The sequence below is a fragment of the Luteibacter sp. 621 genome (assembly GCF_050435445.1).
GTDB lineage: Bacteria > Pseudomonadota > Gammaproteobacteria > Xanthomonadales > Rhodanobacteraceae > Luteibacter.
In genome coordinates, this window is sequence record NZ_JBNDKI010000001.1 from 114,095 (window position 1) to 126,737 (window position 12,643).

The window sequence follows — 12,643 nt, forward strand, 5'->3', positions numbered from 1 at the left end:
ATTGAAGCGGCACGAAAAGTGACCCATATACAGAATGGTCACAAGTTGCCCTCCCCAACGACCTCATGTATAGGTGGGTCATGAACCAAGCCGCCCCCACACCTGCCCCCGACGCCTCGGCCCCTAGCATCCACGACCAGATCGTGGAGGCCGCCGATGCGCACTTCAGCCGCTTCGGCTACGCGAAGACCACCATGGCTGACCTTGCCCGGGCCATCGGCTTTTCCAAGGCGTATCTCTATAAGTTTTTCGATTCAAAACAGGCCATTGGCGAAGCCATCTGCACGAAAACCCTTGCGGGACAGTACGCCGCGATCGTGGCCGCCGTTGATGCCGCTCCGGGGCCGAACGAAAAGGTCCGCGCCATGCTGCGAACCGCCGTAGAACAGTGCCTGGCGCAGTTCTTCGCCGAACGGCAGCTATACGACATCGTGGCGCATTCCCGGGCCGAGAACTGGACAAGTTCGGTGAAGCATATCGCCCAACTCAATGATTTGCTTAAAGGCATCATTCGGGAAGGCCGCGCCTCAGGTGATTTCGAGAAGAAGACCCCGCTCGATGAGGTGTGCCAGGGGATCTGGCTGGCCGCGCTCCCCCTTGCCGACCCGGTCCTGCTTCAGCACAACCTGGACCTGGTCGAGGACGGACTACCGGCCGTCACCGGACTGATCCTGCGCAGCCTGGCACCCTGATCCACGAAAAATTCTTGCCTGTGACCCATTGACGTTTTGGTCACTCGTCACCACGATGTGGTTTTCCCGCCTCGGAAAGCCACCATGCACGCCCGCACAGCCCGCCCATCCTCCGTCCCCCTGCTCGTGCTCGGCAGTGCGGCGCTCGCCGTCGCCCTGAGCGCCTGCTCCCGTAGCGAAGCCGACCCTCGCCTCGCTGCCCCACTAGTCCGAACCGCCACGCTCGAAGCGAGCCACGCTAGCGAGGCCAGCTACTCGGGCATCGTTTCGGCGCGCGTGCAGAGCAATCTCGGCTTCCGTGTCCCCGGCAAGATCGTCGAGCGCCTTGTCGATGCCGGACAGGCCGTCAGCAAAGGCCAGCCGCTGATGCGGATCGACCGGACGGACCTCGCGCTGGCCGATACCGCCTCCATGGGCGAGCTCGAAGCGGCCCGGGCCCAGGCCATCCAGACCGCGGCGGACGAGAAGCGTTTTCACGGCCTGGTGGGCCGCGGCGCCGTATCCGCGTCGGCGTACGACCAGGCCAAGGCGGCTGCCGATGCCGCCGCCGCACGTTTGCGCGCAGCGCAAGCCCAGGCGGCGGTCACCGCGAATGAAGCCGGCTACTCCGTACTGCTGGCCGACGCGGATGGCATCGTTGTTGAAACCCTCGGCGAGCCCGGCCAGGTCGTGACCGCCGGCCAGGTCGTCGTTCGTCTTGCCCACGCGGGGCCCCGTGAGGCACGAGTCGATCTGCCGGAAACCATGCGCCCGGCCATCGGCTCGCTCGCTCGCGCCACGCTCTATGGCAATGAGGGCACAAGTGTCGATGCCCACCTGCGCCTGCTCTCCGATGCGGCCGATCCGCTCACCCGCACGTTCGAAGCGCGCTATGTGCTCGATGGCGCCGCAGCCCAGGCCCCGCTTGGCGCAACGGTGGTGATCCACCTGCCGTCGGCCGCAACCGCGGCGGCAGCCATTCCGGTGGCCGCGATTTTCGATGGCGGCAAAGGCCCGGGCGTGTGGGTTATCCAGGGCAAGGCCTCCACGGTATCGTGGAGGCCCGTCACGCTGGGGACGGTAGGCGATGAAACCGTCGCCGTCACCGCGGGCCTGCAACCCGGCGAGCGTTTCGTCGCGCTCGGTGCCCACCAGTTGCACGAGGGCGAGGTGGTGCGCACAAGCCTTACCGCAGGCGCGCAGCCATGAGCGGCTTCAATCTTTCCGCCCTGGCCGTCCGCGAACGCGCCGTCACCCTCTTTCTCATCATCGCGGTCTCCATGGCCGGCCTGTTCGCTTTCGTGCACCTGGGCCGCGCGGAAGATCCCGCCTTCACCGTGAAGGTAATGACCATCGTGACCGCATGGCCGGGCGCGACCGCGCAGGAGATGCAGGACCAGGTGGCCGAGCCACTGGAGAAGCGACTGCAGGAGCTGAGGTGGTACGACCGTAGCGAGACCTTCACCCGTCCCGGCGTGGCCTGGACGACGCTTACCCTGCGCGATGACACGCCCCCTTCGGATGTGCAGGAGGAGTTCTACCAGGCACGCAAGAAGCTGGGCGACGAAGCGGCGAAGCTTCCACAAGGCGTTGTCGGCCCCCTGATCAACGACGAGTATGCGGACGTGACCTTCGCGCTCTACGCGCTCAAGGCGCGCGGCGAGCCGCAACGCTTGCTGGTGCGCGAAGCGGAGACACTGCGGCAGCAGCTCCTGCACGTCCCCGGCGTGAAGAAGGTGAACATCATCGGCGAGCGCCCGGGAAAGATCTTCGTCGAGTTCTCGCATGAACGCCTGGCCACGCTGGGCATCGCCCCGACGGCCATCTTCGACGCGCTCAACAAGCAGAACGTGCTCACGGCGGCCGGCTCCATCGATACCGCGGGCCCGCAGGTACTGATCCGCCTGGATGGCGCGTTCGATGACCTGAAGACGATTGAGCAGACGCCCGTGGTGGCGAATGGCAAGACCCTGCGCCTGGCCGATATCGCCAGCGTGCGCCGCGGCTACGAAGACCCAGCCACCTTCCTCATCCGCAACGATGGCGAGCCGACGCTCGTGCTTGGCGTCGTCATGCGTGAGCGCTACAACGGCCTCGAACTGGGCAAGGCCCTGGAGAAGGAGGCCGCGACGATCTCATCGAATCTGCCACTCGGTCTCTCGTTCACCAAGATCACCGACCAGGCCGTGAACATCGCCGAGGCCTACGACGAGTTCATGCTGAAGTTCTTCGTGGCCCTCGCCGTCGTCATCGCAGTGAGCCTGATCAGCCTGGGCTTCCGCGTGGGTATCGTCGTGGCCGCCGCCGTGCCACTGACGCTTGCCGGTGTATTCATCATCATGCTGGTGACCGGCCGTGACTTCGACCGCATCACCCTGGGCGCGCTCATCCTGTCGCTGGGGTTGCTGGTGGATGACGCCATTATCGTCATCGAAACCATCGTGGTGAAGATGGAAGAAGGCAAGGACCGTATCGCGGCCGCCACCTATTCCTGGGGCCACACCGCGGCGCCCATGCTCGCTGGCACGCTGGTCACGGCCATTGGCCTGATGCCAGTAGGCTTTGCCCAATCGACCGCTGGCGAGTACGCGGGCAACATCTTCTGGGTGGTGATGTTCTCGTTGCTCACCTCGTGGCTGGTCGCGGTGGTGTTCACGCCGTACCTTGGCGTCAAGCTCCTGCCGAAGATTCCGGCTGTCGAAGGTGGCCACGCTGCCATCTACGGCACCCCGCGTTACCGCGCGTTCCGCCGCCTTATCGCGTTTGTTGTACGGCGCAAGGTGCCGGTGGCACTCGGCGTCGTCGCGCTGTTCTTCGTAGCCGTGTTCGGCATGGGTTTTGTCCGCCAGCAGTTCTTCCCCATCTCCGATCGCCCCGAGGTACTGGTGGAAGTACAGATGCCCGAAGGCACCTCGATCGATGCCACCAGCAAGGCCACGGTCAAGGTGGAAGCCTGGTTGCGCAAGCAGCCCGAGGCAAAAATCGTGACCAGCTACATTGGCCAGGGTGCACCACGCTTCTTCCTTGGCATGGCGCCGGAGCTTCCTGATCCGTCGTTTGCCAAGATTGTGGTCCTTACCCCCAATGAGAAGGCGCGCGAGACCCTGAAACTCCGCGTGCGCCAGGCCGTGCAGGATGGCCTCGCCCCCGAGGCACGCGTGCGGGCCACGCAAATCGTATTCGGGCCGCCCTCGCCGTTCCCCGTGGCCTTCCGTGTCTCCGGGCCCGATGAGGATAAGGTGCGCGCCATTGCCGCACAGGTGCGTGACGTGATGCAGAAGAACGCCGCCATGCGCACAGTGAATACCGACTGGGATGAGCGGGTGCCGACCGTACACTTCGTGCTCGATCAGGACCGCCTGCAGGCGATTGGCCTAAGCACGCACGATGCATCCACGCAGCTACAGTTCCTGTTGACCGGCATCCCTGTCACCAGCGTGCGCGAAGATATCCGCTCGGTGGATGTGGTGGCGCGCAGCGCAGGCCCAACCCGGCTTGACCCGGCGCGCCTGGGCGCGTTCTCGCTGGTCGGCAGCGCGGGCCAGCGTGTCCCACTTGATCAGCTCGGCCACGCCGAAACCCGCATGGAAGACCCCATCCTGCGCCGGCGCGATCGCATGGCCACCATCACGGTGCGTGGCGATATCGACGAACGGTTCCAGCCGCCAGATATCTCGATGCAGCTGATCGCCCAGTTGAAGCCCGTTACCGATGCCCTGCCCGCTGGCTATGCCATCGACACCGCCGGCGCCCTGGAAGAGGCTGGCAAGGCGAACAAAGCGCTGGCTGCCGTGTTCCCGCTCATGCTGCTTTTGATGATGATCGTGATCGTGTTCGAGGTGCGCTCGCTTTCGGGCATGCTGATGATCCTGGCCACGGCTCCGCTGGCACTGGTCGGCGTAGTGCCCACGCTACTGTTGTTCCACCAGCCGTTTGGCTTCAACGCCATCCTCGGGTTGATCGGCCTGGCCGGCATCATCATGCGCAACACGCTCATCCTGATCGGCCAGATCCACACGAACCAGCAGCAGGGCCTGGATACCTACCATGCAGTGGTCGAGGCGACGGTGCAGCGCTCGCGGCCGGTGATCCTTACCGCGCTGGCGGCGGTGCTGGCGTTTATCCCGCTCACGTTCTCAGTGTTCTGGGGCTCGCTCGCCTTCACCCTGATCGGCGGCACGATCGGCGGCACGGTGCTCACACTGCTGTTCCTGCCTGCGCTGTACGCCATCTGGTACCGGATCAAGCCGGACAAGGATATCGATCCGGGTGCGGTGCCTGCACTGAGTCATTCGCCGACGGGGGATTGAGCAAACCTTACAAAAAAAGGCGGCGCCGCGTGGCGCCGCCAATTCTCGCCATCCCTGCCAGTCGCTCAATGCACTGCTGCGCCCGCCATTCACGCACCCCGCAGGAACGTGCGCACGTGCGCCACGTAGTCATCCACGTACTGGAACAACGCACCGTGCCCGGCATTCGGATAGATGATAAGTGTTGCGTCGGGCAGGAACTTCGCCAGGGTGAATGAGTTCTCCGTGGGGATCATGGTATCGTTGTTACCGTTCGCGACGAGCACCGGGTGCGTAATCTTCGCGAGCTTCCCGCCCACGTCGCCACCCCAGTTCGCCCAGTCGATCATGGCCTGCAACTGCACAGGCGCGACGGACGGTGCCGCCGGGAGGTCAGCTTCTGCGCTGCGTGTCGCGAGCCGCTCGACGAAGGCGTCGGCCGCTGCGGCTCCCGCGGGTGTCGAAGGAAAGAATAGCCGCTTCAGCTTTTCCGCCGGCGCCATGGCGGTATCCGTATAGATAGCGATCAGCTCGGGCCGGTCCATGCCGGCCCCCGGGCCGCCCTGCGGCGCACTACCCGAGATAACCAACCGCCCGACCAGCCCGGGCCGCGCAATCGCGATGTCCTGGGCAAGGAACCCGCCCAGTGAGTAGCCCAGGATGTGTACCTTCGCGACACCCAGCGCGTCCAGGAATCGCAGCACATGCTCCGCCATCGCGGCGATCGACGCCGGCACCTCACCGCCAGAGCGGCCAACGCCAGCGTTTTCAAACAGCACAACCTCACGATCTTCGGCCAGCGCATCGATGATCGCCGGATCCCAGTTATCAAGCGTGCCGGTGAAGTGCTGGAGGCACAACAAGGGTGTGCGTCCCGAGGCACCGAAGCGCCGGTACGCGTAACGAATGCCGCCAGCATCGATGTAACGGGTTTCGGCCGTGGCCGTTGTAACGATGGTCATGGCGCGTCCTCAGCTGAAAGTGAAGCCGGAAAGATCGACACCGACGATCAGCGGCTCCGGCAATGCGGTGTTCGATGAGGCACGCGGATATATGCGCAGGCGCGACGGCAACATGATGCCCTGTACGTCCACATAGTCATGGAGGTAGCGCGCGGCAGCATTCTTCCCCTGGATATCCACTTCATAGTCGTGTCGGCGAAGCAATCCATCGGCATCGAAGTAATAGGTCTGCACGGCGCTATGCGTGGCGATGTCATCCGGGAACACGGCACGCAGGCGGCGCCAGACCAAGCCATCGACCGTCCACGGCTCCAGCTCTTCGACCTGCACGCCAGGCCTCGCCAGAACAAAAGGCGACGTGAGGTACGTCCACATGGTGTAGCCGGCGAAGTATGCCAACTGCGCATTGGTCCACGGCGTCTCCATTTCGAAGCCATCGAACGACCGGCGCGGCTCGTCCAGGGACTCGACCAGCTGCCCCCCATGCCCCCGGATTTCCACGCGACTCGGCGTAAACTCCGAGTGATCCGTCGATGGTGCGAACGGCTCGTGCGATACACGCTCTTCGTGGAGGTTGACGGTCACCACGGAATCAGTCAGGACGCCATCGCGCTGCTTTAGCGCCCAGAGCATGCCCGTATGATGAAGGTGGGCGGTAAGCGTATGGAAGCTACTGAAACGCTCCATGCCACCTGCAGCACGGATTGCCAGGTCAAGTAGAGGAATCACGGGTTAGTCTCCGACGGGGAACTGATACCGACATAGTGCGGGTCGCGTCCATGCGCCGGATGACAATTTCAGCCGCGATTACGGACATCGTCAGGTCAGGAGACGGCCCTTCCGTTGCGTCGCCATGCGCCGGGCGGCATGCCTTCGATACGCGTAAAAACGCGCGTGAAGTGGCTCTGCTCCGCGAATCCGCAGCACAGGGCGATATCCGTCAGTGAGGCCCGCGTATCCCCCAGCATCTCCTTGGCCCGGGCAACACGCCTGTGCAGCAACCATTGTCGTGGGGGCATCCCGTGCGTAACGCGAAACGCCCGGGCAAAGTGGTTCGCCGACATGTTGCAGGCGCGCGCGACATCCGCCGTTGTGAACGGTGATGAGAGGTTGCCATCCATGAACGCAATGGCCCGGTCCGTCTGCCATGGGTAGAGGCCACCCGCCGGGCGGCGGACGTAAGTTCCGCTGCGCTCCGCACCATAGGCGGAGCGCAGCGCAAGTGCCACTTCCGCGAAGAGTGACGGCACGAACAAGGGTTGCACCGCGAGTCTTGCGAGCAGCGCACACAGCTTCTCCGCGACCACGGGAACGGTTAGCCGTCCCTCATCCACTCCGGCAGGCGTTGTCGGAAAAATCACAAAGCCAAGCTCTTCACCTGCCCCGTGATGCTCGCGGAACGCAACGAGAAACGGCTCGCCCGCCCCCGAATCCATCGCCAGCGGCACACCGACAAGTCCCTGCTTCAACCGCAAGGACGCCAGCATGGCTTCGAGTGAGCCCCCGGTTCGGTAGCTTGCTAGCGCATCGCGCCGATCAATAATGAAACCATAGGGCATGCCCTCGATATGATTCAAACCTGACATTGCCATGGCCTTCGTCAGCCCGACCGGGCCTTAGAACCCCTCAAGCACGAGCTTGCCGCGCGCCTTATGGCTCTCCAGCAACGCATGCGCTCGCCTTAGGTTGGCGGCGTTTATCAGCCCAAGGTGCTCGCCCACAGTGGTCTTGAGCACTCCCTCGTCGATAAGCGCGGCAACGCGGCCCAGCAGCGCGTGCTGCACCGCCATGTCTGCCGTACGATACATCGAGCGGGTGAACATGAACTCCCAGTGCAGCGAAACGGATTTCCGCTTCAACGGCAGCACATCCAGGCTGGCGGGATCATCGATCAGCGCAAACTGGCCTTGCGGCTTCAGCAGTTCGATAATCTGGGCGTAATACGCCTCGGTGTGGGTAAGGCTAATGACGTGGTCGATGTGCGTTAGCCCGGCGCTATTTAGCTGGGGCTGGAGCGGCAATGAATGATCGATCACATGGTGTGCGCCAAGGCCGCGCACCCAATCCTGCGTTTCCTGCCGCGACGCGGTACCAACCACGGTAAGCGCCGTGAGCTTCGCCGCGAGCTGCACGAGAATGGAGCCAACGCCGCCGCCCGCGCCGATCACAAGCACGCTCTGCCCATCCCCGCCGCCCTCGGCGATACGCAGCCTGTCAAAGAGAAGCTCCCACGCCGTGATGGCCGTAAGCGGGAGCGCCGCAGCCTCTGCGGGTGAGATGGTGGACGGCGCGAGGCTCGCAATGCGCTCGTCAACGAGCGTGTACTCCGCGTAAGTTCCCGGGCGCGTAATGTCGCCAGCGAACCATACGATGTCGCCAGCCCTGAATAACGTCACGGCGTCACCTACCTGCTCCACCACGCCGACAGCGTCCCAGCCCAACACCCGCGGAGCAGCAGGGGGAACGGCTGCGCGGAGTTTGGCGTCGACCGGGTTCACGGCAATCGCCTGGATCTTCACCAGCAGGTCATGACTGCCCGGCTTCGGTGTGGGTACCTCCATCTCATACAGGGAGGCCGGATCATCGGCGGGCACGCCTGCCCGATCGTAGACAATGGCTTTCATGGATGAATCTCCTTATGTGTCGTCCAGAACCCGCTCTGGAAAGCGCGTGATACACACGATGACGGTGACGCTGGCATCCTGGCGAAGGTGCTCTGCCAGCGCAGGAAGGTCCCACGGGCAGCCTGCCTCGGCGGATACCACCTCCACGGGACAACGTGTGCGCGTGGTGATTGTCTCGGCTAAAGTGTTCAAGACACCGCGATCGGAATCGACCAGGATCAGCCCGTACCCTTCGCTCGCCAGATGGTCCGCGCATGCCATGCCCAGCGCAGAAGCCGCATCCGTGATCACCGCTGTGCGAAACGCCGAGGGCATCCTGGTTCCTTTCCATACGGTGCGTTGAGGTGCCCATGCTGCATCGGCACCGGGCGAGCGCCAATGACGAAGTTGGCTAGTTTTTCGGACACGGCACCAGGTATTCGCAATGCATCGAATGGCTTATTTCCTCACGCACGGCTTCCAGGTCATGGCGATCGGCACCCAGACCGTATTCGAAATGGCCAATATCGTGGCCCGCGAAAAGGTGTACGAGATCACGAACTACTCGCTCGCGGGTGGCGAAGTTCGTTCGTCCGTCGGGGTTTCCGTCACCACGGAAAAGGCATCGCCGCAAGTCATCGCCGATACCTGGATGATCAGCGGCATCGTGAACCCGCTGGTTCACCCGACACCTGCGGCGGAGCTGGCGTTCATTAGCCAGGCATCCATGCGCGCGCGACGAACCGTCGGACTCTGCACGGGCACCTTCGTGCTGGCCGAGGCCGGGCTGCTGGAGGGGCGGCGCGTCACGACCCACTGGGCCTATGCGGATGAACTGCGCAAACGCTGCCAGGGCACCCAGGTGGAAGCGGACAGGATCTTCATTGTCGATGGCCCCATCTGGACCTCTGCGGGACTCACCGCCGCCATGGACCTTGCGCTGGGTTTGGTCGATAAAGATCTGGGCCCCGAGCTGGCCAGTTCGGTAGCGCACGTGCTTGTCATGCATCACAGGCGCACTGGCGGCCAGTCCCAGCATTCCGAGCTGTTGAAGATGGCGCCAAAATCCGACCGCATCCAGACAGCACTGGAATACGCCCGAAAAAACCTGGGCAAGGCCCTTTCAGTCGACGACCTGGCCGACGCGGCGCACCTCAGCCCACGGCAGTTCAGCCGGGTCTTCCAGGCCGAAACCGGCCACTCGCCGGCCAAGGCTATCGAGCGACTGCGCATCGAGGAAGCCCGCAACATGATCGAGCGCGGGCGCCACTCGCTTGAAGTGATTGCCCGGGAAACAGGCTTCCGCGACCGCAAACACCTGCGTGAGGCGTTCGTGCGGGGCTATGGCGTTACGCCCCTGTCGCTACGACGGGGCGCACGCATGGCGGGCGACAGGGATGCCGCCGATGACGAGATCGAAACCGAGTTCGCGTCCTGACGTGCCGTCAGCCGGCGACGAGGTCCACCGACGCTTCGGCCGTCAGCGCCAGGAACGTGAAGGTCTCCTGCAGGTAGAGCGTCACCGATGCCGCATCGTGCGAATCGTAGCCGATCGAGACATCCTGGCCCAGGTGCAGCTCGTAGTCGCCACCGCGCGCGGATAGCAGCACGCCGCCTTCGATGGCTGGCGCCCACACGATGCCACCATTGAGCATGCCATGCAGCTCGCGGTAGACCGGGTAGCCTTCGTCCGTTGCGCCGTTCATCGCGGCATACGCCTTCGCACCAAGGGCAAGGCGGTAGGGTCCGTTAACGCCGGAAAGGCGCAACTCGCTGAGGGCCTTGGCCACCGCCCGCGGGTACGCCGCGATATCCGCAGGCAGTGCCACCTTCTTGTTATCGGTGGTCTGGCGGATGCCGGTGATGCCCGCTTCGGCATAGCCTTCGAACACCGCGCGGTCCTCGGCGAACGCCAGCTTGCGCGCCGCATCCTTCAGTGGCTGCAGGTCGGGATCGTTCGAGCCACGCGCAACGCCATCGATCTCTTCGCGCGAGAGCACAAACGGCACGCGCAGTTCCACCAATGACGCCACCTGGCGCTGGAGCGAGCGGATGCCCTCGCCTGGTGCCGCGATTTCACGCACATGGCCCGTAGCTACGCCGCCGTAGTCATACCCACGCGGGCCGACCACATCAACCAGGCGACGTGCGGCCATGTACTCCTTCAGCGTGCGCGTCGCTTCGTCTTCGATCTGCTTCCAGGCGCCGCCACTGACGGGGGCGAGTTCGCGAAACAGGTTACCCATGGGTGTTCTCCATCTTGAGCGAGCCGATGCCGAGCGAGCCGTCACCGGCAGGCGCATCGTCATCGGGTTCGGAAACCGGGCGTGCGCCGGTGGCACCGGGCGCATCGGGAATGGCATTAAGGAAGCTGGCGGCAGGCACGAAGAACAGGCAGCCGGTAACGGCCACGCTGAAATCCAGCAAGCGATCGTAGTTGCCTGGCGGGTTGCCCACGAACATGTTGTTCAACATTTTCTCGGTGCGCGAGGGCGAGCGCGCATACCCGATGAAGTACGTACCGAACTCGCCCTTGCCCACGTCACCGAACGGCATGTTGTCGCGGACGATATCCAGCTCTTCGCCATTTTCCTCGATGCTGGTAAGCACGTTGTGGGCGTAAGATGGCTTCGCGGCGTCATCCAGCTCGATATCCGAGAGCTTGTGCCGGCCAATGATCTTTTCCTGTGCTTCGATCGGCACGTCGTTCCAGCGCTTCAGGTCGTGCAGGTACTTTTGCACGATGACGTAGCTGCCACCGGTGAAGTCGGGATCCTCATCGGCAACCACGGCGGCTTCCACCGCTTCGATACCGGTGGGGTTTTCGGTGCCGTCGACAAAACCGATGAGGTCGCGATCATCGAAATACTTGAAGCCGTGCACCTCATCAACCACGCTGACCGATCCATCCAGGCGGGACAGGATCTGGGTGGCCAGTTCGAAGCACAGGTCCATGCGTTTCGCACGAATGTGCAGGAGGATGTCGCCCGGCGTGGACGGCGCGCGGTGCACCCCATTGATCTCGGCGAACGGGTGTAGGCTGGCCGGTCGCGGACCGGCGAACAGGCGGTCCCACACGGTGGAACCAAATGCCATGACACACGAAAGCTGGCCCTCGAGGTCGCGGAAGCCTACCGCGCGCAACAAGCCGGCCAGGTCGCCACATAGCGAGCGAACAGCGTCAACCGATGCGGTACCCGGGTTCACCGTCAGCACCAGGAACATGGCCGATCGCGACAGGGTCGCTACCACGGGCTGCGGAACTACATTTGCCACGAACCTGCTCCTTCGTCTCACGAGTGAAGAGGATCCGTCACGGCCCGGGCCGTGGCAAGTGCTCTGTGGCTATTCGTCCTGCACGAAGCTCACGAATCGCCGCCCCATGCCCGCCAGTTCCACTGCTTGCGTGGCGCGCGCACCCGCCGATTCGAGCAACCACATCGTACGCAGGCGGTGCGATACCAGCATCCAGTCGTCATCGCGGGGCGGCGTCTTGTACGTTTCCGCCGTGCCTTTGAGCACCTCACGCAGATGATCGCGGGATGGCGTGTAGACGATCACCCCTTCGTTCGAGAGGCCCGCTTCGCGGATACCCAGCCGTGCGCACAGGACCTCGCGCGTCCCGGCTTCCGCGTAGTCATCGGTACGGCGACGCAGCACCGCGGCCGCGACCTCCGGGTCGGTCCAGTGCCCGTCGTCATCCTGGAACAGACCACCGGTTTCCCATGCGTCGGGCGGGCATAGCTTGTTGGCCGGTTCGAGGGCGATGAACGGGTTCACTTCGGCCGGATATACACGGCACGCCGTCGGCCGGCGCTCGTAGATGCCGCACCCCATGTCGGCGCGCAGGTTCGGGCAGGCGCCATCGAACGTGGCGACCAGGGTCACGATGACGCGCACCGGAAGGTGCCCACTCATGGCCTGGAAGGAGCGCTTGCGCTTATGCCACGCCGGGCCGTTATCAGGCGCCGGCTCCTCGGGCCACGGCACGGCCTCGCAGAACACTTCGACCTCACCACCGTCGTCGATCCACGCCAGCGCTTCCGCCACGCTCAGGGGCAGGCGCAGCCCGTGGCAGCAACGGCCGCACATGGTGCAGGAAAAGCGCCGCGCCATCC

The 12,643-nt window shown here is 64.1% G+C and carries 12 protein-coding genes; 4 read left to right on the forward strand and 8 right to left on the reverse strand.

Annotated features, from left to right (window positions below; genetic code table 11):
• Nucleotides 1-80: 80 nt before the first annotated feature.
• The 3 genes from ABIE56_RS00565 (at nucleotide 81) to ABIE56_RS00575 (ending at nucleotide 4,981) form a co-directional block, all read left to right on the forward strand.
• On the forward strand, nucleotides 81-692 hold the full coding sequence (locus ABIE56_RS00565; protein WP_429241880.1) for a TetR/AcrR family transcriptional regulator: 612 nt from the start codon (nucleotides 81-83) through the stop codon (nucleotides 690-692).
• A gap of 84 nt (nucleotides 693-776) precedes the next feature.
• Entirely contained in the window at nucleotides 777-1,880 is a 1,104-nt protein-coding gene (locus tag ABIE56_RS00570) for an efflux RND transporter periplasmic adaptor subunit (protein WP_429241881.1), read from the forward strand.
• A complete protein-coding gene (locus ABIE56_RS00575; protein WP_429241882.1) occupies nucleotides 1,877-4,981 on the forward strand; it encodes an efflux RND transporter permease subunit in 3,105 nt (1,034 codons plus the stop codon). The genes ABIE56_RS00570 and ABIE56_RS00575 overlap by 4 nt, the downstream gene beginning before the upstream one ends.
• Nucleotides 4,982-5,070: 89 nt before the next feature.
• Here ABIE56_RS00575 and ABIE56_RS00580 read toward each other — a convergent pair whose 3' ends face one another.
• From ABIE56_RS00580 to ABIE56_RS00600, 5 genes are all read right to left on the reverse strand, one after another.
• Nucleotides 5,071-5,922: an alpha/beta fold hydrolase gene (locus tag ABIE56_RS00580; RefSeq protein WP_429241883.1), complete on the reverse strand. Its 852-nt coding sequence runs from the start codon at nucleotides 5,920-5,922 to the stop codon at nucleotides 5,071-5,073.
• A 9-nt stretch (nucleotides 5,923-5,931) separates the two neighbouring features.
• Nucleotides 5,932-6,651 (reverse strand): hypothetical protein, encoded by a 720-nt coding sequence (locus ABIE56_RS00585; protein ID WP_429241884.1) that lies wholly within the window; start codon nucleotides 6,649-6,651, stop codon nucleotides 5,932-5,934.
• Nucleotides 6,652-6,746: 95 nt separating this feature from the next.
• Nucleotides 6,747-7,508: a helix-turn-helix domain-containing protein gene (locus ABIE56_RS00590; RefSeq protein ID WP_429241885.1), complete on the reverse strand. Its 762-nt coding sequence runs from the start codon at nucleotides 7,506-7,508 to the stop codon at nucleotides 6,747-6,749.
• 30 nt (nucleotides 7,509-7,538) lie between these two features.
• Nucleotides 7,539-8,546, reverse strand: coding sequence for a zinc-binding alcohol dehydrogenase family protein (locus ABIE56_RS00595; protein ID WP_429241886.1), 1,008 nt, complete (start codon nucleotides 8,544-8,546; stop codon nucleotides 7,539-7,541).
• A 12-nt stretch (nucleotides 8,547-8,558) separates the two neighbouring features.
• A complete protein-coding gene (locus tag ABIE56_RS00600) occupies nucleotides 8,559-8,861 on the reverse strand; it encodes a hypothetical protein (RefSeq protein WP_429241887.1) in 303 nt (100 codons plus the stop codon).
• Nucleotides 8,862-8,970: 109 nt separating this feature from the next.
• On the opposite strand from ABIE56_RS00600, the gene ABIE56_RS00605 reads away from it, so the two are divergent.
• Nucleotides 8,971-9,963: a GlxA family transcriptional regulator gene (locus tag ABIE56_RS00605; protein ID WP_429241888.1), complete on the forward strand. Its 993-nt coding sequence runs from the start codon at nucleotides 8,971-8,973 to the stop codon at nucleotides 9,961-9,963.
• 7 nt (nucleotides 9,964-9,970) lie between these two features.
• Here the strand turns inward: ABIE56_RS00605 and ABIE56_RS00610 are convergent, their stop codons facing one another.
• The 3 genes from ABIE56_RS00610 to ABIE56_RS00620 all read right to left on the reverse strand — a co-directional run bounded on the left by ABIE56_RS00610 (nucleotide 9,971) and on the right by ABIE56_RS00620 (nucleotide 12,641).
• Nucleotides 9,971-10,771 (reverse strand): family 1 encapsulin nanocompartment shell protein, encoded by an 801-nt coding sequence (locus tag ABIE56_RS00610; protein ID WP_429241889.1) that lies wholly within the window; start codon nucleotides 10,769-10,771, stop codon nucleotides 9,971-9,973.
• The gene (locus ABIE56_RS00615) at nucleotides 10,764-11,801 is read right to left on the reverse strand and encodes a Dyp-type peroxidase (protein WP_429241890.1); all 1,038 of its coding nucleotides are present in this window, start codon (nucleotides 11,799-11,801) and stop codon (nucleotides 10,764-10,766) included. The genes ABIE56_RS00610 and ABIE56_RS00615 overlap by 8 nt, the downstream gene beginning before the upstream one ends.
• Before the next feature lie 69 nt (nucleotides 11,802-11,870).
• Nucleotides 11,871-12,641 carry a YkgJ family cysteine cluster protein gene (locus ABIE56_RS00620; protein ID WP_429241891.1) on the reverse strand — a complete coding sequence of 257 codons (771 nt, stop codon included), beginning with the start codon at nucleotides 12,639-12,641 and terminating at the stop codon, nucleotides 11,871-11,873.
• Nucleotides 12,642-12,643 lie beyond the last annotated feature (2 nt).